This is a genomic window from Acinetobacter sp. BY419 (assembly GCF_019038395.1).
GTDB lineage: Bacteria > Pseudomonadota > Gammaproteobacteria > Pseudomonadales > Moraxellaceae > Acinetobacter.
The window spans coordinates 102,050-126,264 of sequence record NZ_JAGFXZ010000005.1; the positions used below are offsets into that span (position 1 = coordinate 102,050).

General features: G+C 45.9%; 20 protein-coding genes, 1 pseudogene and 1 riboswitch. Of the genes and pseudogenes, 15 read left to right on the top strand and 6 right to left on the bottom strand.

Annotated features, from left to right (window positions below):
• The first annotated feature begins 1 nt into the window (after position 1).
• From KUG37_RS03455 to recJ, 8 genes are all read left to right on the top strand, one after another.
• A complete protein-coding gene (locus KUG37_RS03455) occupies positions 2–2,014 on the top strand; it encodes a 2-oxo acid dehydrogenase subunit E2 (protein WP_216940172.1) in 2,013 nt (670 codons plus the stop codon).
• Between the two features lie 107 nt (positions 2,015–2,121).
• Positions 2,122–2,262, top strand: a riboswitch (yybP-ykoY riboswitch).
• Between the two features lie 73 nt (positions 2,263–2,335).
• On the top strand, positions 2,336–2,911 hold the full coding sequence (locus KUG37_RS03460; RefSeq protein ID WP_216935781.1) for a TMEM165/GDT1 family protein: 576 nt from the start codon (positions 2,336–2,338) through the stop codon (positions 2,909–2,911).
• Positions 2,912–3,095: 184 nt separating this feature from the next.
• Positions 3,096–3,893, top strand: coding sequence for an MBL fold metallo-hydrolase (locus KUG37_RS03465; RefSeq protein WP_216940173.1), 798 nt, complete (start codon positions 3,096–3,098; stop codon positions 3,891–3,893).
• Between the two features lie 94 nt (positions 3,894–3,987).
• Positions 3,988–4,353 carry a YkgJ family cysteine cluster protein gene (locus KUG37_RS03470; protein ID WP_216940174.1) on the top strand — a complete coding sequence of 122 codons (366 nt, stop codon included), beginning with the start codon at positions 3,988–3,990 and terminating at the stop codon, positions 4,351–4,353.
• Between the two features lie 244 nt (positions 4,354–4,597).
• Entirely contained in the window at positions 4,598–6,064 is a 1,467-nt protein-coding gene (guaB, locus tag KUG37_RS03475; RefSeq protein WP_216935778.1) for an IMP dehydrogenase, read from the top strand.
• Between the two features lie 123 nt (positions 6,065–6,187).
• Positions 6,188–7,519 (top strand): phosphoglucosamine mutase, encoded by a 1,332-nt coding sequence (gene glmM, locus KUG37_RS03480; RefSeq protein ID WP_216935775.1) that lies wholly within the window; start codon positions 6,188–6,190, stop codon positions 7,517–7,519.
• Positions 7,520–7,533: 14 nt separating this feature from the next.
• The gene (pdxH, locus tag KUG37_RS03485) at positions 7,534–8,190 is read left to right on the top strand and encodes a pyridoxamine 5'-phosphate oxidase (RefSeq protein WP_216935834.1); all 657 of its coding nucleotides are present in this window, start codon (positions 7,534–7,536) and stop codon (positions 8,188–8,190) included.
• 2 nt (positions 8,191–8,192) lie between these two features.
• Positions 8,193–9,893 carry a single-stranded-DNA-specific exonuclease RecJ gene (gene recJ, locus KUG37_RS03490; protein ID WP_216940175.1) on the top strand — a complete coding sequence of 567 codons (1,701 nt, stop codon included), beginning with the start codon at positions 8,193–8,195 and terminating at the stop codon, positions 9,891–9,893.
• 51 nt (positions 9,894–9,944) lie between these two features.
• Here recJ and KUG37_RS03495 read toward each other — a convergent pair whose 3' ends face one another.
• Both KUG37_RS03495 and KUG37_RS03500 read right to left on the bottom strand, forming a co-directional pair.
• A complete protein-coding gene (locus KUG37_RS03495; RefSeq protein WP_216935770.1) occupies positions 9,945–10,691 on the bottom strand; it encodes a putative porin in 747 nt (248 codons plus the stop codon).
• A gap of 176 nt (positions 10,692–10,867) precedes the next feature.
• A complete protein-coding gene (locus tag KUG37_RS03500; RefSeq protein WP_216935769.1) occupies positions 10,868–11,647 on the bottom strand; it encodes a putative porin in 780 nt (259 codons plus the stop codon).
• A 497-nt stretch (positions 11,648–12,144) separates the two neighbouring features.
• On the opposite strand from KUG37_RS03500, the gene prfB reads away from it, so the two are divergent.
• The 5 genes from prfB (at position 12,145) to KUG37_RS03525 (ending at position 17,130) form a co-directional block, all read left to right on the top strand.
• A protein-coding gene (gene prfB / locus KUG37_RS03505; RefSeq protein ID WP_216935767.1) for a peptide chain release factor 2 occupies positions 12,145–13,240 on the top strand; the annotation gives its coding sequence in 2 pieces (ribosomal slippage) (positions 12,145–12,216 and positions 12,218–13,240; 1,095 coding nt in all).
• A 147-nt stretch (positions 13,241–13,387) separates the two neighbouring features.
• Positions 13,388–13,687 (top strand): helix-turn-helix transcriptional regulator, encoded by a 300-nt coding sequence (locus KUG37_RS03510; RefSeq protein ID WP_216935765.1) that lies wholly within the window; start codon positions 13,388–13,390, stop codon positions 13,685–13,687.
• A gap of 21 nt (positions 13,688–13,708) precedes the next feature.
• Entirely contained in the window at positions 13,709–14,794 is a 1,086-nt protein-coding gene (locus KUG37_RS03515; protein WP_216940176.1) for an alkene reductase, read from the top strand.
• Positions 14,795–14,876: 82 nt separating this feature from the next.
• A complete protein-coding gene (locus tag KUG37_RS03520) occupies positions 14,877–16,157 on the top strand; it encodes a 3-deoxy-D-manno-octulosonic acid transferase (protein ID WP_216935761.1) in 1,281 nt (426 codons plus the stop codon).
• Positions 16,158–16,416: 259 nt separating this feature from the next.
• Complete coding sequence (locus KUG37_RS03525; RefSeq protein WP_216935759.1) at positions 16,417–17,130, top strand: 16S rRNA (uracil(1498)-N(3))-methyltransferase; 714 nt, start codon at positions 16,417–16,419, stop codon at positions 17,128–17,130.
• Here the strand turns inward: KUG37_RS03525 and KUG37_RS03530 are convergent.
• The gene (locus tag KUG37_RS03530; RefSeq protein ID WP_216940178.1) at positions 17,104–18,084 is read right to left on the bottom strand and encodes a mechanosensitive ion channel family protein; all 981 of its coding nucleotides are present in this window, start codon (positions 18,082–18,084) and stop codon (positions 17,104–17,106) included. The two genes, KUG37_RS03525 and KUG37_RS03530, sit on opposite strands and share 27 nt — an antisense overlap.
• A gap of 106 nt (positions 18,085–18,190) precedes the next feature.
• Positions 18,191–18,769 carry a DUF805 domain-containing protein gene (locus KUG37_RS03535; protein ID WP_216938428.1) on the bottom strand — a complete coding sequence of 193 codons (579 nt, stop codon included), beginning with the start codon at positions 18,767–18,769 and terminating at the stop codon, positions 18,191–18,193.
• A 269-nt stretch (positions 18,770–19,038) separates the two neighbouring features.
• Between KUG37_RS03535 and acs the strand changes: the two genes are divergently transcribed.
• A complete protein-coding gene (gene acs, locus KUG37_RS03540) occupies positions 19,039–20,985 on the top strand; it encodes an acetate--CoA ligase (protein ID WP_216940180.1) in 1,947 nt (648 codons plus the stop codon).
• A 128-nt stretch (positions 20,986–21,113) separates the two neighbouring features.
• Positions 21,114–22,295, top strand: a complete 1,182-nt coding sequence (locus KUG37_RS03545) for an acyl-CoA dehydrogenase family protein (protein ID WP_216938501.1) — start codon at positions 21,114–21,116, stop codon at positions 22,293–22,295.
• A 233-nt stretch (positions 22,296–22,528) separates the two neighbouring features.
• On the opposite strand, the gene KUG37_RS03550 is transcribed toward KUG37_RS03545, so the two are convergent.
• Entirely contained in the window at positions 22,529–23,944 is a 1,416-nt protein-coding gene (locus KUG37_RS03550; RefSeq protein WP_216938504.1) for a deoxyribodipyrimidine photo-lyase, read from the bottom strand.
• Positions 23,945–24,103: 159 nt separating this feature from the next.
• A pseudogene (locus KUG37_RS03555) lies at positions 24,104–24,215 on the bottom strand (IS982 family transposase); the annotation flags it as partial.

The window sequence follows — 24,215 nt, forward strand, 5'->3', positions numbered from 1 at the left end:
CATGCAAATTACGACTCCTGATATTGGTGTAGACAAGGCAACAGTGGCTGAAATTCTGGTCAAAGTCGGTGATACGATTGCGATCGATGACAGCATTGTTCTACTTGAATCTGATAAAGCCTCTGTTGAAGTGCCAAGTACTTCAGCGGGCATGGTGAAAAGCATTCTGGTCAGCCAGGGTGATGAAGTCACTGAAGGCGCGGTACTGATTGAGCTGCAAGCTGAAGATGGTAGTTCTGAGGATACGGTGGAACCGCAGAAAGCGGATCTGTCGCAAAAAACGTCAGAAAATACCCCAACCTCATTGTCTGACCAGGAAATCATGCAGGAACTGGCTTCACATCAGCCAAAAGCTTCTGCTGATCCGGCGACTCAAGCCCGCTCACAGGTGGTCGATGTGCAAGTACCCGATATTGGTGTGGAAAAAGCCATTGTCGGCGAAATTCTGGTCTCTGTTGGTGATGAAATCGACATAGATCAAAGTCTTGTGGTGGTTGAATCAGACAAGGCGACGGTTGAAGTGCCGAGTACAGTTTCAGGCACGGTAGAATCCATCGACATTAAAGAAGGCGACACGATTAAAGAGGGTGTGGTAATTCTGAAAGTGAAAACGGCTGCTTCGGCAGTACACGCACAGACAGAAGCACCTCAAGCCGAAGTTGCTCAACCGGCCACATCAGAGAAAGCTGACGTGCCGCAAACATCAGCAGCACCTGCGGGTAATGTTGAAGTGATGGTGCCTGACCTCGGTGTAGACAAGGCGGCTGTGGCTGAAGTTCTGGTTCAGGTGGGTGATACGGTTAAAAAAGACCAAAGCATCATCGTGGTTGAATCAGACAAGGCAACGGTTGAAGTGCCAAGTACTGCGGCCGGTGTGATTAAAGCCATTCATGTTGAACTCGGACAAAATGTCTCTCAAGGCATTGCGTTGGTGACGATTGAAGCTGAAGCACAAGCAGATGCGGCACATGTCGCAGCCAAAGCAGAGGCACCGAAAGCCGCTGTTGCACCCGTAGAGACAACCAAAGTAGCATCAGCACCTGCTACTCAAGCAGTAGTGACCTCTGACAATGCCGACAAGCTGACCGAAGAGCAGAATGCCGCCAACTCGAAAGTCTATGCCGGTCCTGCTGTACGGAAACTGGCACGTGAACTGGGTGTGGTACTGGCAGATGTTAAAGCATCTGGCCCCCATGGCCGCGTCATGAAAGAAGATTTGAAAGCGTATGTCAAAAAGCGTCTTACTGCGCCGCAGGCTGCTCCTGCAGCTGCTGCTACTCAAGTCGCAGGTCTGCCAAAACTGCCTGACTTTAGTGCGTTTGGTGGTGTGGAAGAGAAAGCCTTGTCGCGTTTGCAACAAGTGTCTATTCCACAGTTGTCACTGAATAATTTTATTCCACAAGTGACCCAGTTTGATGCAGCCGATATTACTGAGCTGGAAGCATGGCGTAATGAGCTGAAAGGCAACTTCAAGAAAGAAGGTCTGAGTCTGACCATTATGGCTTTCATCATTAAAGCGGTTGCGCACTTGTTGAAAGAAGAGCGCGAGTTTGCGGGTCATTTGGCAGATGATGGCAAGTCTATCTTGCTACGTAACGAAATCCATATGGGGATCGCGGTAGCAACACCGGATGGTTTAACAGTTCCGGTACTGCGTCATCCAGATCAGAAGTCGATTAAACAGATTGCCACTGAGCTGGGAACCTTGGGTCAAAAAGCGCGTGACAAAAAATTGTCGCCGAAAGATCTGCAAGGTGCGAATTTCACTATCACTAGCTTGGGTTCAATTGGTGGTACGGCATTTACGCCATTGGTGAACTGGCCGCAAGTGGCAATTCTGGGAATTTCACCTGCGACCATGCAACCGGTCTGGAATGGTGAAGGCTTTGATCCGCGCTTGATGCTGCCGTTGTCCCTGTCTTATGACCATCGTGTGATCAATGGGGCAGATGCGGCACGCTTCACCAATAAGCTGACCAAACTGCTCAAAGATATTCGTACCTTATTGATCTAATCACTATCTGTGTTTCTCCCAAAAGAGAACGCAAAAATTAAAAAACCCTGCTTCGGCAGGGTTTTTTGTTGCTGCATTGAAAAATATTCTATTTGATTCTATACTTGGCACACTTCATTGGGGAGTAGCCGCCTTTTGCGCAAAGCAGAAGGGTGATGGTCAACATATTTGCTCAACCGGGCATGGTCATCATAGCAAAGAACCAAGTCAGCTTTTTCAAGCTTTCTTTTGTTGGCAAGACCTTTGATTTACCACTCTGCAGATTTTGGCTAGCAGGAGCGGTGAGTCATTGGTATTGGATGCTAGCCAGAGAAAAACCTCATGTATGAATTCTTACTGTCGACTGCAATCGTGGCGCTGGCTGAAATGGGTGATAAAACCCAACTGCTGGCTTTGCTGCTTGCCGCACGCTTTCGTAAACCTGTTCCTATTTTACTTGCCATTTTATTGGCGACGCTGATTAATCATGGTCTTTCTGCGGTATTGGGACAGTGGGTGACGACCGTTATCGGGCCGGAAGTACTGTTGTGGATCGTCTCGATTGGCTTTATCGCGATGGCTGTCTGGATGCTGATTCCGGATGAACTCGGTGATGAAAATGCCAGTATCAATAAATGGCAAAAATTCGGGGTATTTGGCGCGACCTTTATTTTATTCTTTCTGGCAGAAATTGGCGATAAAACCCAGATTGCTACAGTCGCATTGGCAGCACGTTTCGATAGCGTATTCTGGGTGATGCTCGGCACCACTTTGGGCATGATGCTGGCCAATGCACCTGCGGTATTTCTGGGGGATAAACTGGCAAATAGATTGCCAATCAGCCTGATTCATAAAATTGGAGCGGCCATTTTCCTGGTCATTGGTGTCGCCACCCTGCTTCAATATTATTTATTTTAAAAATACAGTAATAATTGTATGAATCCTGAGCTAAAAACTCAGGATTTTTTATTGCCAAAATATTCTCAAAACCCTTATAAATAGCGTGATATGGCCAGTTTTATTGATTGTAAGTTCAACTAAATGCTTATATCTTGTATGGGTATAAAACAGCACTTTTAAATTTTAATCGGGGAATATCTACATGGTTTTTGAACGCACCACATCGCAGGTCCTGTTTGATAACGGGATACATAAATGCATCAGTTTTACCAGTCTGGTCAAAGGTGAAGGCGTTCAGGCAAACCAGTTTTTAATCATTGATAATGAGCGGGCTGCGGTACTCGATCCGGGTGGGGATTTAACTTATGTTCCGCTAACCATGGAACTGAATAAATACACCCGTTTGACCAATCTGGACTATGTCATGGCCTCGCATCAGGATCCGGACATCATTACGTCGATGCCGCGCTGGCTGGTATATACCGAAGCCAAAGTAGTGGCTTCCAAGCTCTGGGCGCGTTTTTTGCCGCATTTAAATTCGGCCTTTATGAGCGACCGGATGAAAGGCAACTGGCTGGATCGACTGATAGAACTTCCTGATCATGGTCAAATTATTCCATTAGGTAACTCTAAAATTGTGGCGGTACCGGCACATTTCCTGCATTCCGTCGGTAATTTCCAGTTTTATGATCCGATTGCCAAGATCCTTTTTTCGGGAGACATGGGTGCCTCAATGGTCGAGGATGCCTCCAAGCCACTGGAAAACTTTGCCGCGCATATTTCAAAGATGAAAGGTTTCCATCAACGTTATATGTGCAATAACAAGGTGATTCGTCTCTGGGTGCAAATGGTGCGTAGCATGAATATCGAGATGATTGTGCCGCAGCATGGAACGCCTTTTATGGGCAAAGAGCAGATCACCCAGTTTCTGGACTGGATTGAAACTTTGGAATGCGGCACCGACCTGATGGATGAAACTGTATTTACCTGTCCTGAATAAGCACAGAAAACACAAAATTCTTCTTGTGTAGAAAAACAACATTTTTTATATTTCTTCTCCAAAAAACTTTTTTGATGACGAGAACTTATAATAAATGTTGTCTCAAATTCCAACATCAGATGCATGTTTAAGCTGCGGGGCGTGCTGCGCCTATTTTAGGGTTTCATTTTATTGGGCTGAAGGCATACATATGCCTGAGCACTATACTGAACCGGTGACGGCCGTTTATTCCTGTATGGCTGGAACCAATCAAAAAAAGCCCCGCTGTATTGCACTGGGTGGCACGATCGCCAAGCAGGTGAGTTGCGGTATGTATGAGCTGCGCAGTTCTTCCTGCAAAGAAGTACAGATTGCCGATGAGCAATGCAATAAGGCACGCCTGGCACACCATATGTTGCCTTTTGTGCAGATTGATACGGATGAAGCCGACAATGATGACAGTTTTGAATATGTCAGCTAAATCGCCAGAAAGCAGAGCTTAGGCTCTGCTTTTTTAAGCTTTTGAAAACATCGGGATAGATTTAAAAATAAGGGTCAGGTTTCTAGAAATGTTGATTGCCCTGTAGAACCCGGATGGAGTCATTAGAAAGACAGCAGATAAAGGTAAAATGAATCGGAATTAAAAAAAATAATTTTGCAATTGCAATGAAATTTAAGCCGATATTTGTTTATAATAGTGCACGGAAATTACCAGTGAGACTGTTATGTTGACCATCGTTCAAGACGCGTTAACCTTCGATGATGTCCTATTACTCCCTGCCTATTCTACTGTTCTTCCAAAAGATGTCTCCCTAAAGACACGTTTAACTCGTAGCATTAACCTGAATATTCCTCTTGTGTCCGCAGCGATGGATACGGTGACTGAGTCCCGTATGGCGATTGCAATGGCGCAAAATGGTGGTATCGGTATTTTGCACAAGAACATGGATATCGCTGTTCAGGCTGCAGAAGTGCGCCGTGTGAAAAAATTCGAAGCGGGTATGGTTAAAGACCCGATTACAGTCACTCCTGAAACCACAGTACGTGAACTGATTGCCTTGACTCAAGCCAATAACATCAGTGGTGTGCCAGTTGTGAAAGACGGCAAAGTGGTCGGCATTGTGACCGGTCGCGATACACGCTTTGAAACCAATCTTGAGCAGCCAGTCAGCAATATCATGACCGGTCAGGATCGTCTGGTGACGGTTCGTGAAGGCGAATCAAAAGAAAATATCCAGGCCTTATTGCAACAGCACCGTATTGAAAAAGTATTGGTGATCAATGATCAGCAAGAGCTGAAAGGCCTGATTACGGTAACAGATTTCCGTAAAGCTGAACTTTATCCAAACAGTTCTAAAGATGACTTGGGTCGTCTGCGTGTTGGTGCTGCTGTCGGGACTGGCGCAGAAACCCCAAGCCGTGTAGAAGCTTTGGTTGAAGCGGGTGTGGACGTGATTGTGGTAGATACTGCGCATGGTCATTCTGCCGGTGTAATCGAGCGCGTACGTTGGGTTAAAGCCAACTATCCACAAGTTCAGGTGATTGGCGGTAACATTGCCACTGGTGATGCTGCGCTTGCGTTACTTGATGCAGGTGCCGATGCAGTGAAAGTCGGGATCGGTCCTGGTTCAATCTGTACCACACGTATTGTGGCCGGTATTGGCATGCCGCAAATCTCTGCGATTGATTCTGTTGCCAATGCACTAAAAGATCAGATTCCTTTGATCGCGGATGGCGGTATTCGTTTCTCTGGCGATATGGCCAAAGCCATTGGCGCTGGTGCAAGTACCATCATGGTGGGTTCACTCATGGCGGGTACTGAAGAAGCACCAGGCGAAGTTGAATTCTTCCAGGGTCGTTATTACAAAGCTTATCGTGGTATGGGTTCATTGGGTGCAATGGCGGGTGCAACCGGTTCTGCTGACCGTTACTTCCAGGACGCTAAAGCCGGTGCCGAGAAACTGGTTCCTGAAGGCATTGAAGGTCGCGTACCGTACAAAGGTCCAATGGGCAATATCGTGCATCAGATGATGGGCGGTTTACGTTCATCGATGGGTTATACCGGTTCTGCGACGATTGAAGACCTGCGTCAAAATGCCAAGTTTGTAAAAATCACTTCTGCCGGTATGTCAGAATCACATGTGCATGATGTGACCATTACCAAAGAAGCACCAAACTATCGCGTGGGTTAATTTTCCGTGATTTAAAATTTTAAAAAGCCGTCATGCAAATGACGGCTTTTTTATTTTGGTGTAAAGTGTGACACAAGGAAAAAAATGGGTGATATCAATCATCCGCTAAGAAGTGAGATAAAGATGAGTTATTTTGGTACGGACGGTATACGTGGAAAGTTTGGCGAATTGCCGATTACCCCTGAGTTTGCCCTGAAACTGGGATTTGCTGCCGGTAAAGTTTTAAAACGTCATAGTAAAAAATCCAAACCACTGGTGGTCCTGGGTAAAGATACCCGTTTGTCTGGCTATATCCTGGAAGCCGCCTTGCAGGCAGGTTTAAATGCTGCCGGGGTGTATGTTCATCTTTTAGGTCCACTACCGACACCAGCGATTGCTCATCTGACCCGTGCCTTACATGCCAGCCTGGGAATTGTGATTTCCGCTTCGCATAATCCGTATTTTGACAATGGCATTAAGTTTTTCTCTGCAGATGGTAAAAAATTGCCAGATGCCTTACAAGAGGAAATTAATCAAGAACTTGATAAAGATATGGTCATTGAAGATACCGCAAACCTGGGTAAAAGTGTCCGGGTCAAAGATGCCAATGGCCGCTATATTGAATTCTGTAAATCGACTTTCCCATATCATCTGGATCTGAATGATTTAACCATTGTGGTGGATTGTGCCAATGGTGCGGCCTATAACGTCGGACCTGCGGTGTTCCGTGAACTGGGTGCCAAAGTCATTGCAATTCATGATGAACCGACGGGTTTAAACATTAACGACAATTGTGGTTCAACCCATCCTGAAAGCTTGCAACAGGCAGTGCTTGAGCATAAAGCGGATCTGGGGGTTGCTTTTGATGGCGATGCCGACCGTGTGGTCTTGGTGGATCAATACGGCAAACTGATTGATGGCGACCATATTCTGTATATCTTGGCAACTCAAAGCTCAAAAAAACCGGCCGGGATTGTCGGGACTTTAATGAGTAATATGGCGCTGGAACTGGCGCTAGAAAAAGCTCAAGTGCCATTATTACGTGCCAAAGTTGGCGACCGTTATGTATTACAGGGCCTGGAAGAAAATGGCTGGATCATTGGTGGTGAGCCTTCAGGTCATATTCTGACTTTGGACAAGAGCACCACAGGCGATGCGATTATTGCAGCACTGCAGGTCTTAACGGTGATGGTCGAACAGAAGAAAGCCCTACATGAACTTGTGGCTGACTTTAAACTGTTGCCAAATGTCCTGGTCAATGTACGTTTAGATGCCATGTTTGATCCTTATGCAGTGCCGGCGCTAGCAGCTGAATTCGAAAAAGCGGAACAGCAGCTTAAAGGCCGTGGCCGTTTATTGATTCGTAAATCAGGCACTGAACCCGTCATTCGGGTGATGGTCGAAGGTGATGACCTAGCTGAAGTTACTACACTTGCAAATAGCTTGGCAGATGCTGTGCGTGCCAATGCTGCTTAACGGGAGCATAAATGATGAGTGATCTGATCAAGGATCTGAGTGAGCTACGCCTGAATTATGAAAAAGGCGAGTTGCAGGAACAGCAAGTCAACCCGAATCCGCATATGCAGTTCTTGCAATGGTTTAACCATGCGCTGGAAGCAAGATTACATGAACCCTATGCCATGGCGTTGGCGACAGCCAATGCACAAGGGCGTCCGCATGTGCGTACTGTATTGCTACGTGGAGCAACTGAAGCGGGCTATGACTTTTATAGCAATTATGACAGTCAGAAAGGTCAGGATCTGGCTGAAAACCCTTATGCCGAGCTATTGTTTTACTGGCAGGATCAGGAGCGGCAGATTCGTATTTCGGGTCGTGTAATGAAAATCTCGGAAGAAGAGTCGACCGATTACTATCATAAACGCCCACGTGATAGCCAGATTGCTGCACATGTCAGTACGCCGCAAAGCGGGGTGATTGGCAGCCGGGAAGAGCTGCAACAGCGTTTCTGGGACTTGCATAATCAGGTCGCGAATCAGCAGCAGCTAGATAAGCCGGTCTTCTGGGGTGGCTATCGTCTTGAGCCAGATTATTATGAATTCTGGCAAGGCCGTCCGAGCCGTTTACATGATCGTCTAAGTTATAGCAAAACTGATGCTGGCTGGACTTTAGAGCGTTTAATGCCATAACCATGCAAAAACTGCAAATCAAACACCGGCCTTTCTTAACACGTCCTGAAGCTTTTCAGGGCGTCCCTGCATTTGTGGCCGAGATTCTGGCCCGCCGCGGAGTAGAATCCGAGCAGGAGCTGGAACTCAAGCTCAAGTATCTGCTGGCCCCGATCATGAAAGGACTCCCTGAAGCGATTCAGCTGATAGACCAAGCCATAGATAGCGGCAAAAAAATTGTCATTGTCGGTGATTATGATGCTGATGGCGCGACCAGTACTGCACTTATGGTCTTAGCCTTGCGGGATATGGGTGCCAATGTCGAGTATCTGGTTCCTGACCGCTTTAAATATGGCTATGGTTTGACTGCGGCCATTGCAGATCTGGCTTTTGTCAATTTCACCCCTGATTTACTGATTACCGTGGACAATGGGATTTCTAGTCATGAGGGTGTGAAACAGGCACAGGATCACGGCATGCAGGTGATCATTACCGATCACCATCTGACCACCAAGCTGACACCAGAAGCCGAAGCGGTGGTCAATCCCAATCAGCTGGGTTGTGACTTTCCGAGCAAAGCCTTGGCCGGGGTCGGGGTGGCTTTTTACGTACTGGCCAATCTGGCCACCCATCGCAAGAAACTGGGAAAATCAACCAGCTCAATTACCAACTATCTCGATCTGGTGGCGCTCGGTACTTATGCCGATGTCGCGAGTCTGGACTATAACAACCGGATTCTGGTCGATGCAGGTCTGAAGCGGATCCAACAGGGACAGTGCCGTGCTGGAATCAGCGCACTCCTTGACATTGCAAAACGTGATCCGGCTGGTCTGAAGGCTCAAGATTTGGGCTTTGTTCTGGGACCGCGGATTAATGCGGCTGGACGGATGGAAACCATGGACATCGGCATTGAATGTCTGCTGGCTCCTGATCTGGCAACGGCCTATCCACTGGCTGAACAGCTGAATCAGCTCAATGTCGAACGCCGTCAGGTGGAAGGAAAAATCAAGCAGGAAGCCCTGGTTGAGCTGGATAAAATTAAGTTTGATGAAACTGAACTGCCTGCTGCGCTGATCATGTTTGAACAGCATTGGCATCAGGGAGTAATCGGGATTGTGGCTGGACGGTTGAAAGAGCAGTTTCATCGGCCGAGTATTGTCTTTGCTGCGGATCAGGATGGCGTTCATATCAAAGGTTCGGCACGTTCGATTGAAGGCATTCATATCCGTGATGCGATTGAACAGGTGGCGGAGCAATATCCATATTTAGTCAGTCATTTTGGTGGACACGCAGCAGCAGCGGGTTTAACCCTGAAAAAAGAAAATTTCGCTGAGTTTAAGCAGGTCTTTGAAGCCCTCATTGGTGCGATGGATGAGGATTTATTTACTGCAACTTTATGGACAGATGGAGAACTGCCAGGCTCCGCTTTTCAAATTGAGACAGTCGATTTATTGCAGAATTTAAGTCCTTGGGGGCAAAAATTTCCCCAACCGATTTTTGATGGTGTGTTTAAAATCATGGACTATCGCTGGCTCAAAGATGTCCATCTTAAATTACGCGTGGCTTTGGAGAATGGCCAGATTGTGGATGCGATTGCCTTTAATGCAGCGGATAAATATAGTTTTGACCCGATGAAAGATACGCGTTTGGTCTATGAACTGGATAAAAATGTCTTTAATGGTAATGTCAGCCTGCAGATGCGGATTATCCATTTAGAACAATAGGCCATAAAAAACCGCTCAATCGAGCGGTTTTTGTATTTTTAAGCGGAGTGATTAGAAGCGGTATGCACCACGTACAGCAAAGACATTGCCAACATCAGCAAAATCGATCGAGCCTTCTAGGCTGACTTGCTGATTAAAGAATTTCTTGGCACGAATTTGGAAAGTATCATCTAAACTATCATCTCTATATCCAAGACCAACACTAAATGTTTTATCTAGATATAAGTCAGTGCCTAAATTGAATGCCTCATCATTAGCAAAAGTAACACCACCTTCAAAGTTCATTTCATACTGACCGACTTGTGTTACGTATTTGGCACGTAAAGTTGGATCAACATCGTCACTATCATCATTATCGTAACCCGCTAAACCAGCGGCGATAAGCAAACCAGAAACAGGTAAATAACCTAATTCTGCTTTATAAAATGTGGTGTCAGCATCACCAATTGGTGTATCAATAGATGATTGCCCAATTAACCCACTTACGTAGAAGTCTGAGTTTGGGACAAAATATTCAACTCCTACACCGAATGTAGTGACATCGATTGCATCGTAATCGAAATAAGAAAGCTCTGCATTAATATTGCTCGCACGGTTTAAGAACGCAGCTTCATTAAGAGGCGAGTTTTTCACTTGAACTGGATTGAAATAATAAGTTCCATCAATTGCAAAACCAGTAGACGTATCCCCATTGTCCGGATCTACCAGAGCAATCGTACCACCGATTTCAGCTTGATAGGCATGTGCAGTTCCTAGGCTAGCAATAAGTGCTGTAGCAAGAGCAAGTTTCTTAAGCATTTAGATTTCTCTCTTTGTTATAAAAATATAACTGTTTAACTAACAGTTGTAACAAATTGTACGTTTTATATTCGCCCCGTCAATGTGCAAAAATATTTAAATGCTAGTTAAAAGTGCAATAAAAAAACCCATCCGAAGATGGGTTTTTTTATGAATGACTGCTCTGTGGTTTTAGCTTAGAAGCGGTATTTCGCTGCTACACCAAAAGAGTTGTAGTCATTATTAAATTGTTCACCAAAGCCTACACGGCCTTCCAAGCTCACTTGCTGGTTAATGAACTTACGCGCATTGATACCAAATTCGCTTTTGTCTGTAATATCATTGTTATGATAATCAGCACCGACACTCAAGGTTTTGTTGATGAAATAATCTGCTGCCAGATTGTATTCATCTAGATCACCGAACGCTGCACCTGCTTCCAGGTTAATGTCTTTACCGTTGCTTAATGTGGTCACGTATTTAGCACGAAGTGTTGGATCTACGCCGTCATCGTTGTCGTTATCCCAACCTTTCAGACCTGCAGCAATCAATAAACCTGGAGCTGGTAGATAACCGACTTCAGCCGCATAGGTGGTTAAATCATTTTCGAAATCATCATTGTCTTTCAAATCATGACCATTGACGCTACCGCTTAAGTAGAAGTCAGAATTTGGTACAAAGTATTCAACACCTACGCCATAACGATGCGCGTCATTATCACCAATTTCATTATATTGATATTGCGCACTAACGTTGCTTGCACGGTCAAGGAATGCCGCTTCTGCTAATGGTGCATTACGAGTTTGAACTGGATTGAAGTAATAGGTACCATCGACACCGAAAGAACCGCTGGTTCCACCGTGGTCCGGATCAATTACTCCCGCTGATCCACCAATTTCAGCTTGATACGCATGTGCTGCTGTACCAGTCATTGCTATTGCTGAAAGTAGTGCTGAAGCAATTGCTAATTTTTTCATGGTTATTACCCCTAAAATGGTTAATCTAAATATACACTTTTTGTTACAACTTTAAGTGTAGACCAATTCCAAAGATCGTCAATCACAGGAAAGTTACCGCAATGTGAATAGCGTAATCTTATGTAATTTTCTCTAAATAAGTCACTGAATAATAAAGGTAAATTTATAATGTAGTGTTTTATTAAAACTGTGTGGATATTGTAGAGTGTGCTGAAATTGCTACTTTTTATTTGTTTTAGTATATTTTTTAAAAATAAAAATCTATCCACGGCTATTCAGGAATGAGCAAAGGTAGCAGCAAAAAAATAATAGAAACTCTTAAATAAAAAAACGACTAATAAACTGATTGCAGGCGGCACTGGGCGCTATAAATAAGTCCTAAGAATACATCATTTGAACTTTTAGCCAGCACTGAGGACCCTCAAACTGCAAAAAAAGACTGTGCTATAATATCGGGCTAAATAATTTGTGCCCAATTCTGATTGAGAGTAATTCACGTGGAAATTAATCCGTATCTAAACCAATTAAAAGACTTAAACGAACGTGGTCAAACACTACGGGGGTATCTTTGACTACGATCTGAAAAAAGAGCGTTTAGAAGAAGTCCTGCGTGAATTAGAAGATCCAACCATCTGGAATGACCAGAGTCGTGCCCAGGCGATGGCCAAAGAAAAAGGCGAGCTTGAAAACGTGTTAAATGTGCTGGACGGTTTAAGTACCCAGCTTGAAGATGCACAGGCTTTGCTTGATCTGGCAGTGGAAGCCGATGATGAAAGCTTATTAGAAGATGTACAGGCTGAACTGAGCACGGCTGAAACAGAACTGGCCAAGCTTGAATTCCGTCGGATGTTTAATAATCCGATGGACCCAAATCCTTGTTATCTGGAAATTCAGGCCGGTTCAGGCGGTACAGAAGCTCAGGACTGGGCTTCAATGTTAATGCGGATGTACCTACGCTGGATTGAACGCCATGGCTTTAAAGCAGAAATCATGGAAGAGTCAGACGGCGATGTCGCAGGGCTTAAATCGGCGACCATCCGTGTAGATGGTGAATATGCCTACGGCTGGTTACGTACAGAATCTGGGGTGCACCGGTTAGTGCGTAAATCGCCATTTGACTCGGGTAACCGTCGTCATACTTCGTTCTCGGCGGTGTTTGTTTCACCTGAAGTCGATGACAATATCGAAATTGAAATCAACCCTGCCGATGTTCGTACTGATACCTATCGTGCCTCGGGTGCGGGTGGTCAGCATATTAACAAAACAGATTCTGCTGTACGTTTAACCCATGCTCCGACCGGAATTGTGGTGGCCTGCCAGAACCAGCGTTCGCAACATGCCAACCGTGACCATGCCTGGAAGCAGTTACGTGCCAAACTTTATGAACGTGAAATGCAAATTCGTAATGATGCTGCAAAAGCGCTGGAAGATACCAAGTCTGATATCGGCTGGGGCAGCCAGATCCGTTCATACGTCCTCGATGATTCGCGGATTAAAGACTTACGTACCAGTGTGGAAAGCTCGAATACCGGCGCGGTTCTGGATGGTGATCTGGATAAATTTATCGAAGCAAGCTTGAAACAGGGCTTGTAAGAAGTCATTTGAATAGCTGGCGTAACCAAGCTTGTACAGACTAAGACTTTTATATCTAAATTTATCGATATATAAATCGGAAAATTACGATATAATAGTTTCAAATGCTGAACCAAGTTTTGTTGCGCCACGAATTGTGATGTACCTATGGACCTTGATCTAATTTTTAAAGCCTTAGCCAACCCGATACGTCGGCAGATTCTGGAATGGTTGAAATCGCCAGAACAATATCTGTCTGCAGAAGAGTGTGGCGGCTTTCAACGTGGGGTCTGTGCAGGGCAGATTGAAAAGTTAGGACAAGTTTCTCAGTCCACCATGTCTAATCATTTGTCTGTATTACAGCAGGCCGGGTTAATTACCGCGACCAAGCATGGACAATGGTCTTATTTCTCGCGCAATGAAGCCTTGATTCAGCAATATATCGAACATATACAACAACACCTTTAAATTTAACAGGTGGGAGTAACGATGGCTGAATTAAATTCTCCTTTAACGCTAGGCGCGTTAGAACTTAAAAACCGTGTCATCATGGCACCGTTAACCCGTAGCCGTGCAACCGATGACCGCGTACCGACGCCAATGATGGCCGAATACTATGCGCAACGTGCAAGTGCAGGTTTAATCATTTCCGAAGCTACGGTGATTTCTGAAGAAGCCAATGGTTACCGTAATACACCGGGACTTTTTACTGATGCACAGGTAGAAGGCTGGCAGCAGGTCACTCAAGCAGTGCATGACAAAGGTGGCCTGATTGTGGCTCAGCTTTGGCATGTGGGCCGTGTGTCTGATCCAGAATTACTCAACGGGGAAACCCCGGTTTCGGCGAGCAGTGTGCAACAGGCAGGTCATGTCAGTTTGCTGCGCCCTAAACGACCTTATGTATTGCCGCGTCCGCTGGAAATTTCAGAAATTCATGCGATTACCGAACAATATAAGCAGGCAGCAATCCGAGCCAAAACAGCCGGTTTTGATGGGGTTGAGCTGCACGCAGCCAATGGTTACCTGATTGACCAGTTCCTGCAAACCAAGACCAACCAGCGTGAAGATGAATATGGTGGCCCAGTTGAAAACCGTGCCCGTTTCCTGCTGGAAGTCATGGATGCACTGATTGAAGTCTGGGGGGCAGACCGTGTCGGTGTCCATCTGGCACCGCGTGGCGATGAACACGATATGGGCGACAATGATCCACGTGAAACCTTCGGCTATGTCATGGAACAGTTGGGCAAACGCCAGATCGCATTTTTCTTTACCCGTGAATACCTGGCGGAAGACAGCATTTCAGAGTATATGAAGCAGCGTTCAAACGGTGTGCCGTATATTGCCAATATGCGTTTAAGCCGTGAAGATGCGATTGAATTACTAGCTTCAGGCAAAGCAGACGCGGTATCTTTTGGTAAGGCTTATATTGCCAATCCGGATCTGTATGAGCGTCTGCTCGAAGATGCACCGCTGAACGAACTGAAGCTGGAAAATATGATCGGCAGCCAGGCAGCTGAAGGGTATATTGATTATCCGACCCTAGCTGAAGCAGAAGCTTTAACTACTGCAGAATAATCTAAAAATGAGCCACATTGATTAACATGTCGATGTGGCTCTGCTATATTCTGCCCATTGAATCTTTGGACAGGGGCGCAATGTGGCTACTCCATTTTGGTATAACGCAGCCTTGACGCTGATTAAACCCTTATATCAATCCCGTATTCGTAAACGTGCGACCGATCCTGAGCAATTACAACAAGAACTGACAGAACGTTTCGGCCCCTTTCAGCCTCCTAAAAACCTGCATGCCATCTGGTTTCATGTGGTGTCGGTGGGTGAAACCAACGCTGCGCAACCATTAATCGAACATTATTTAAAGCTTGGTCATCCGGTACTGGTCACCAATACCACCAAAACAGGACAGGCACGGGCCAAATCACTCTTTTCAAAAGCGCCTTATCTGGACTTATTTCAAGCTGTCTATTTACCCGCTGATCAGAAAGAACTCATCCAGGATTTTTATCAGAAGTATCAGCCGAAACTTTTATTGCTGATGGAAACCGAGCTTTGGCCTAATCTGCTGGATCAGGCACCAGAATTTGATGTACCCACGATTTTGTTAAATGCACGTCTTTCGGAAAAATCTGCCAAGGGCTATGCCAAGGTCAAAGGTTTGACTCGAGGCATGCTAAAACAGTTGACTCGACTTTTGGCACAAGATCCAGCTACCCAGCAACGTTATATTGAATTGGGGATCGCAGCCGAAAAAACCCAGGTTTTGGGCAATATCAAATTTGACATTACTGCGCCTGAGCATTTTATCCAGCAGGCAGATCAGTTGAAACAGCAATGGCAGCTAGCAGGTCGTAAAATTATTACGCTAGCCAGTACCCACGCCCATGAAGAAAAAGAAATTCTGAGTGCTTTAGAATCTGCCTTAGAGGCTGATTCAAGTTTGACGTGTATTGTCGTGCCACGTCATCCGGAACGTTTTGATGAGGTGTTTCAGACTGCACAGTCGCTAGGTTTAAGAACCCGGCGCCGGAGTTTGGGGCAATCTATCGGAATGGATACCCAGGTTTATCTGGCCGATTCCATGGGTGAAATGTGGCTCTGGTATGGTTTAAGTCAGGCCTGTTATGTCGGTGGTTCGCTGAATGAGCCGGGGGGTGGGCATAATATTCTGGAGCCGATTGCACTGAATGTGCCGACTATTTTAGGCAAAAAATATTTTAATTTTCAGACCATTGTCGATGAGTTTGTTCAGGCAGATGCAGTCGCAGTGGTGCAGGATGCCCAGCAGGCGGCAGAGGTATTGCTGGAACTTTTGCAAGATCAGATCAAGGCGGAAAGCTTGAATACTGCAGCGCAGAAAATTATGCAGTTAAATACAGGATCACTTGAGAGACATATTCAGGTGATTGATCAGTATCTATAAGTAAATGTGAATACTTCAAATATTTTTGGAAAATATACTGTGGATTCTTCTCGGTATTATTTAAATATTCGAAGCTTATATTTTACTTTTGTTTTGGCAAAAAGTAACAAAACCATTTGTCATCCACAAAACTCGTTAAATACCATCTTTTTTGCTTCAACATCGCAGAAACATTATTTATTGAATAGCGACCTGCCTCGGACAGTGGTGGATGACATTTTTGCGTATCCTATGATGGGATGAATAGAGTTAATGATTTATGAATATCGTCCTGCTTGATCCGCGTCAAACCGAAGCTGAATTCTGGTCTATTAGCTCGACTCGGCAACTGGAACATTTGCAGCAGCATTTGCAGATTCAAGTTGGAGACACTTTAAAAGTCGGTATTCGGGAAGGTCAGCGTTACCTGACTGAAATTGTCGAAATCTCTGAAAAAGCAGTGCGACTAAAACCGCTTCAAGAGGAAGTTGTTCCAGAAAAATTACCCGTGACCTTAATTGTGGCCTTGCCACGTCCGAAAGTGCTGCGCCGTCTGATCATGGACAGTGTCACCTTGGGCGTCGAAAAAATTATTTTATTGCACAGTTACCGTGTCGACAAAAGTTACTGGCAAACCCCGTTTTTACAGCAGTTAAATCATTATATCGAGCTGGGACTGGAACAGGCAGGGGATACCATCGCTCCGAAAATCGAGCTATATAAACGTTTTAAACCCTTTGTTGAAGATATCTTACCGGGCTTGATTACGACAGACCGACCGGCTTATGTAGCACATCCTTATGCCGAGCAAGTGATGCCGTTTGCGATTGAACAGCCCTGTACGATCATTATTGGACCAGAAGGTGGATTTATTCCTTATGAAATAGAGCTACTCATGAAAAACGGCTGCCAGGCCGTGAGCCTAGGCAACCGTATTATCCGTACAGAAACTGTGATTCCTTATGTTTTAGGTCGACTGTTTAGCACGGGCTGAGACATCTTCATTGCCTTCGCCGCGATAGACTTTAACTTCCTGTACCGGATAAGGAATCGAAATATTATGTTCGGCAAAAGCCTGAATGACCCGTTCCTGTACCGCACTGATGGAGCTTCCGGTTGCTGTTTCAGTGGTATCGACCCACCAGAAAGCTTTTAAGGTAATGGAAAAATCCGCCAGTGCCGTGACATTGACACTAAAGCCCGGCTGGCTCAGGATGGTTGGGTCTTTATCCAAAATGGCGGTAATCAGGTCTTTGGCTTTTTGAATATCATCTTCATAACCAATGCCCACCACGAACTCGCAGCGACGACGGGTATAAGCGGTATTCACCGTGACTGGACTGGTATAGACCGTCGCGTTCGGAATCACGATACGGCGGCCATCTGGCGAGCGTAAAAAGGTGGCCCGAATCTGAATATCTTCGACCGTACCTTCCATGCCATTCACGATAATATCATCGCCGATCTTGAACGGTTCACTGAGCAAAATCAGCACGCCAGAGAGCAGGTTCTGGAAAATATCCTTGAAGGCAAAGCCGATTGCGACAGAACCAATCCCGAGGGCACTCATCAGTTGACCCGGGGTAAAGCCAGGCACGGCAATGACCAGTCCAATCAAAACCCCAAAGAAAATAATAAAGCTGCTACCGACACGATTAAGTACCAACACCAGGTTCTGGCGGGTATAAGAGCGATTTTCCAAAGTTTTACGTATGAAAAACTTGAATATCTTGGAGAGTAACCAAAAAATCGAAATCACCACCAAGGCAATACAGAAATAGGGCACACGCTCCCAAAAACCTTCTATGATCTTGTCAATGGCACTATAAGCATCATTATACTTGGCGGTATGTTCAATCACGGTCTGGGTTGTTTTTTCAGTTGCCTCTTGCAACAACTCCGTGGTGCCCTCAGTGACTTGGCTTAAGGTATTATTTTGCTCTGCCACAAAAAATCCACAATTCAAATTTTACCTATTTTGCCTGATGTTCAGCAAAAAATTAACAAGGACTTTCAACCGAGGCCGAATATTTTCTTAAATAGCAGGGGCAAGATTAAAAGTATTTGGTGGTTTTCTGCATCATTTCAGCCGGGGTTTGCGGCTGTTCTCCACCACTCATATAGCCAAATAAAGCCAGTGAACCCAACAGGCTAAGCAGGGTCAGGATAATCATCAGCCATGCCAGCACCTTTTCCCAGAACAAGGTTAGCCGTGCCGGACCATATTGATTCACGCCACGATCGCCCGGACCAAAGACGATATAAAGCCATACAAAAATGTTCACTAAGGGGATCAATAATAACAGCGCCCACCAGCCACTCCGGTCCATATCATGCAAACGGCGGATGGTAACGACTAAAGCGAAATACAGATAGGCCAGTATCATGATCATCACACCGATACTGGCCAAGCCCTGTATTGAAATCAGCCAGTTAGGATCCACGGAAAGGGTAGCAATATTTACAATATCAATACTGAGGCCGAGCGCAATACTGCCAAATAAAAAAATGAAATGCAGAAATGTCGACCAGGCAATAAAGCTCAAGCGCCCGAAACGGCCTTTCATCGACAAGGGATGATCTATTGCAGGCAGATTAGGCGGGCTAAAATAGGGAGATTCAGGCGATTTCATAAAGAGTATCCTGCTAAACCAGACGCAATAACCACGAGAGGTCAATTTTATTGTAAAGGGCTTTGCTACACATCATACACAGTTGCGCAGAAGATTCTGTACGGTAAGTTGTGGTTTATTTTGATTGAATTTGTATAAATAATCTACGACGAAAGCATGATTGCCGGATTTAAAATAAGCAGGCCATACTGCCATTATGCATAAAAAACAATCAACAACGCAGTATTAACCTCTCGTGATGAGATAGAACAAAATCAAGGAAGTGACTTATGCAAGAGATCTATCCAGTACCCGAAGATTTTAAAAAAACAGCACGTACACTCGAAGACCAGTACTTTGAACGTTATCAGTATTCTATAGAACAGCCAGATAAATTTTGGGCAGAGCAGGCGCAACGTCTGGACTGGATCAAACCCTTTACCCAAGTCAAAAGTACCAGTTTCAACAAAGACGATTTTAAAATCGAATGGTTTGCCGATGGCCAGCTGAATGTCAGTGCCAACTGTCTGGACCGGCATCTGAAAGAACATCCCTATAAACCGGCGATCATCTGGGAAGGTGACCATCCTTCACGGCACAAGATTATTTCCTTTGCCGAGCTGCATGATGAAACCTGCCGTTTCGCCAATGTGCTGAAGAAAAATGGCATCCAGAAAGGCGACCGGGTCATGCTGTATATGCCGATGGTCTCCGAAGCTGCGATTGCCATGCTGGCCTGTGCCAGGATCGGGGCGGTTCATTGTGTAGTATTTGGCGGTTTCTCGCCAGATTCTCTGGCCAGCCGGATTGAAGACTGTCAGGCCAAAATGGTGATTACAGCCGATTCTGGCATGCGCGGTGGTAAAGCTATTCCTCTCAAAGCCAATGTCGATGAAGCCCTGAAAATTGCGGGTACAGAATCCATTCAAAATGTAATAGTGGTGCACCGTACCGGTAACCCGATTGAAATGCAGGAAGGACGTGATCTGTGGTATCACATGGAAATTATGTCAGTCAATGACATCTGTCCGCCCGAACCGATGAATGCCGAAGATCCGCTATTTATCCTGTATACCTCAGGTTCTACTGGCAAGCCCAAGGGTGTATTGCATACCACTGGCGGCTATCTGACTTATGTGAACTGTACCTTCCGTGAAGCTTTCGATATCAAGCAGGATGATGTGTTCTGGTGTACCGCAGATGTCGGCTGGATCACCGGACATTCCTATGTGCTGTATGGTCCGCTTTCAAATGGTACCACCACCGTGATGTTTGAAGGAGTTCCTCAGTATCCGAGCTGGGCACGAACCGGACATATTGTCGACAAGCATAACGTGACCATTCTCTATACCGCACCGACTGCCATCCGCGCCATGATGCGTGAAGGTGATGCTTTTGTGCGGGAAAGTGACCGTAGCAGCCTGAGAATTCTGGGGTCAGTCGGTGAGCCGATTAACCCAGAAGCCTGGAACTGGTACTACACCGTAGTGGGGGAAAGCCGCTGTCCAGTCATCGATACCTGGTGGCAGACCGAAACCGGCGGTTTTATGATTACGCCATTGCCGGGTGCGACTGCCTTAAAACCGGGTTCTGCGACACGGCCTTTCTTCGGAGTACAGCCGGCTATTGTCGATGCTGACGGCAAGGAACTGGAGGGAGAAGCTGAGGGCAATCTGGTGATTAAGGATTCCTGGCCAGGTCAGATGCGTACCATCTGGGGCGATCCGGAGCGTTTTATCGAAGCCTATTTCTCGACCTATCCAGGCACCTATTTTACCGGGGATGGCGCACGTCGCGATAAAGATGGTTATTACTGGATTACTGGCCGGGTCGATGATGTATTGAATGTGTCCGGTCATCGCCTAGGTACGGCAGAAATTGAAAGTGCGCTGGTGGCGCATGAGTCGGTGGCTGAGGCTGCTGTCATTGGTATGCCGCATGATATTAAAGGACAGGGAATCTGTGCCTTTGTCACTTTGCAGGCTGCTGTGGCAAGTTCAGATGAATTACGTGTTGAGCTGGTCAGCTGGGTGCGTAAGACTCTCGGTCCAGTGGCCACACCAGATGCCTTGCACTGGGCGCCGGCTTTGCCAAAAACCCGCTCTGGGAAGATCATGCGCCGGATTTTGAGAAAGATTGCAGCCGATGAGCTGGACAGTCTAGGAGATATTTCCACCCTGGCTGAGCCGCAGGTGGTGGATCATCTGATCGCAGAAGTACAGCGTAATAAAGTTTAAATTCAAGCTGTTCCAATACCGGCAGTCTGCCGGTATTTTTATATCAGGAATAAGCTCTGCATGCTTTTGGATATAGGTCATCGCCTTGATCTGCTAAGCTGCCCATATGCTGAACATGAGTTAAAATAATGAATGTACGATCCCCATATTTAGATCAGTCTCCTGTAGATATTGCCCAGAAACTGGCCGAAAATTTTGTCCTGACTGCTGCTGTACGGGACAAACAAGGCGGTAATCCCAAGCATGAACGTGATTTGATTCGTAATAGTGGCCTGCTAGGTTTGTCGATTCCTGTGGCCTATGGCGGTCAGGGTGCCGACTGGCAGACCATATTTAACACTATTCAAGTGATCGCCCGGGTCGACAGTTCATTGGCGCATGTCTATGGCTTTCACCATTTGCTGATTGCGACCGTGCAATTATTTTCCCAAGCGGAACAATATGGCCCGTGGTTTGAACAGACAGCCAGATACAACCTGTTTTGGGGCAATACCTTAAATCCGCTGGATCGTCGTACTACAGTAACTCAAGTCTCGGAAAACGAATATATTTTTCATGGCGATAAAAGCTTCTGTTCAGGTTCGATCGATTCGGATATCTTGCTGTGTTCTGGCTATAACAATGCAGGCAAATTGCTGATTGGCGTGATTCCTACCCAGCGGGATGGGGTGAGCTTTCTGGGCGACTGGAACAATATGGGCCAACGCCAGACTGACAGCGGTACCAGTCATTTTGAGCAGGTCAAAATTCATGAAGATGAATTGCTGTTAAATCCCGGTCCACTCAGCACTCCGTATTCAAGTCTACGGCCTTTGATTGCCCAGCTGATTTTCGTACATCTGTTTCTGGGTGTGGCAGAAGGCGCATTTGAAATCGCCAGACAGACCGTACAAACCCAAAAAGCCTGGTCCAAATCACTGGCAGAAGATGCAGTCAATGATCCCTTTACCCAGAAGCATTTCGCTGAGTTTTATGTACAGCTAGAAGGCGTACGTTTACTGGCAGATAAAGCGGTTCAGGCTTTTCAGGCAGCCTGGGATCTGGGAAATGACCTAAGTGCGAAGCAACGTGGAGAAGTTTCAGTTGCCATTGCGACGGCCAAAATTGCTGCGACCCATACGTCTTTATATATTACCCAGAATATTTTTCAGGTGATGGGGGCGCGGGCAACGACTGCACAACTGAATCTGGATCGATTCTGGCGCAATGTGCGCACTCAGACCCTGCATGATCCGGTAGATTATAAGTATCAGGAAGTGGGAGAGTGGGTGCTGACAGGGAAAGTACCTGATCCAAGTTTTTATTCTTAAATACTCATTTGAAAGGGGATGTCATAGCCTGATTTTTTCTCTAAATATTCAAAGCTTTGTCTATATGAAAGCTTGCTTTGGAAAGACCCAGAGCAAGTAAAAGTCTTTGATTCCCGCTATGCGATGTCCTGATCCAGTTTAAGCGCTGCTTTAAACTGTAGCGCGAGAATGGAAAAAGTGGCATCCATGCAACCTTCTTTAAATCCAAAATTTTTCAAAAATTAAAATCACAATCACAGACTTTTAAATGCCTCAATTGCCCGTACACGGGATGCTTTTAAATCTACCATCGGTTTGGGATAATCCAGTTCAAGTGCAGAATTTTTAGCATAGGGTTCATGAATGGATTTGGCATCCAGGTGGGCCAGTTCTGGTACCCACTGGCGAATATAATCTCCATTCGGATCAAACTTCTGTGACTGGCTGACCGGATTAAAAATCCGGAAATAGGGTACGGCATCCATACCTGTCGAAGCACACCATTGCCAACCGCCATTGTTCGCCGCCAGGTCACCATCAATCAGATGCTGCATGAACCAGCTTTCTCCCAAACGCCAGTCAATCAGCAGGTTTTTGCACAGGAACATCGCGGTAATCATGCGCACCCGGTTATGCATCCAGCCGGTGGCTCGCATTTGCCGCATGCCGGCATCCACAATCGGAATCCCGGTTTGCCCCTGTTGCCAAGCGATCAGATCTTCAGGTGCATTGCGCCACTGGACTTTATCGGTACTTTCTTTAAACGGACGATGTCTGGATACACGGGGAAAGTCGAACAGGGTATGCAGATAAAATTCCCGCCAGAGCAGTTCATCCAGCCAGGTTTGTTGACCAATATCATCAATCTGGAAATAGCCTTGATGCTGTTTAAACAGGGCCTGAATGCATTGGCGAATCGAGAGGATACCAATATTCAGATACGGTGACAGGCGGCTGGTACCATCGACTGCAGGTAAATCCCGTTCGGTTTTATAGTGAGTCATTTTCTCCCCGATAAAATCATCGAGCAGCTCAAAGGCAGCGTGATCTTCCGCAGGCCAGAGCTGTGCAGCATCATCGACCTCATAGTCAGCCACAAACTTTTGCAGATCAAAGCTGTTTAACTGTGCCGGTAATTCAAGCGGATCTTGAGGCTGAATGGCAGGATAACAGCTGGGTATATCTAGAATCAGTCGCTCATAGCACTTTTTCTTGAACGCGCTATAAACCTGATAAGGCTGGCTGGACTGATTGCGAATGCTGCCTAGCGGGAACAGGCTACGATCATGATACAGTTCGACCTTGATCTGCTGCTGTTCCAGCCGTTGCTGAACCTGAAAATCACGGTGCAGCTCATTTACACCCACTTCAATATTCGCATGTACCGTATCGATGTTTAGCTGTTGGCACAGGGTGAGCAATTTAGCAGGCAGCTCTTGCCATAAAGGCACATTCAGAATGATCAATGGAATATTTAACTGTGCTAACTGCTGCTTTAAGATGCCGAGGCGACGCAGATAAAAATCGATTTTAATCCGGGCATCCTGATGCAACTTCCATTGCTCGGGAGACAAGGTGATCAGTGCTATGCAGGCACCTTGCTGGGCGCCATGCCACAGTGCGGCATGATCATGAATTCGAAGGTCTTGGCGGAACCAGATCAATTGCATTTTGAACGTTCTTGGAAAGTGATATCTGGAGGATTTTAGGCAATCCGTGACTGGAAACCTAGCTGGGCAAACAGTTTTTTCACATAAAAAAACCCTCAAGCCGAGCCTTGAGGGGGAATGGGGAATGTGCCGTCATTATTATTATAACCTGAATCCTGCTTAAGCCGATGATTTCATAATTTGAATTTTTGGCTTATTTCGATGGGTTAATTGATATGCACATAGCGAAGCATAAATTCCGCTGAGAAATCCATGAAGACTACGTGCTTTA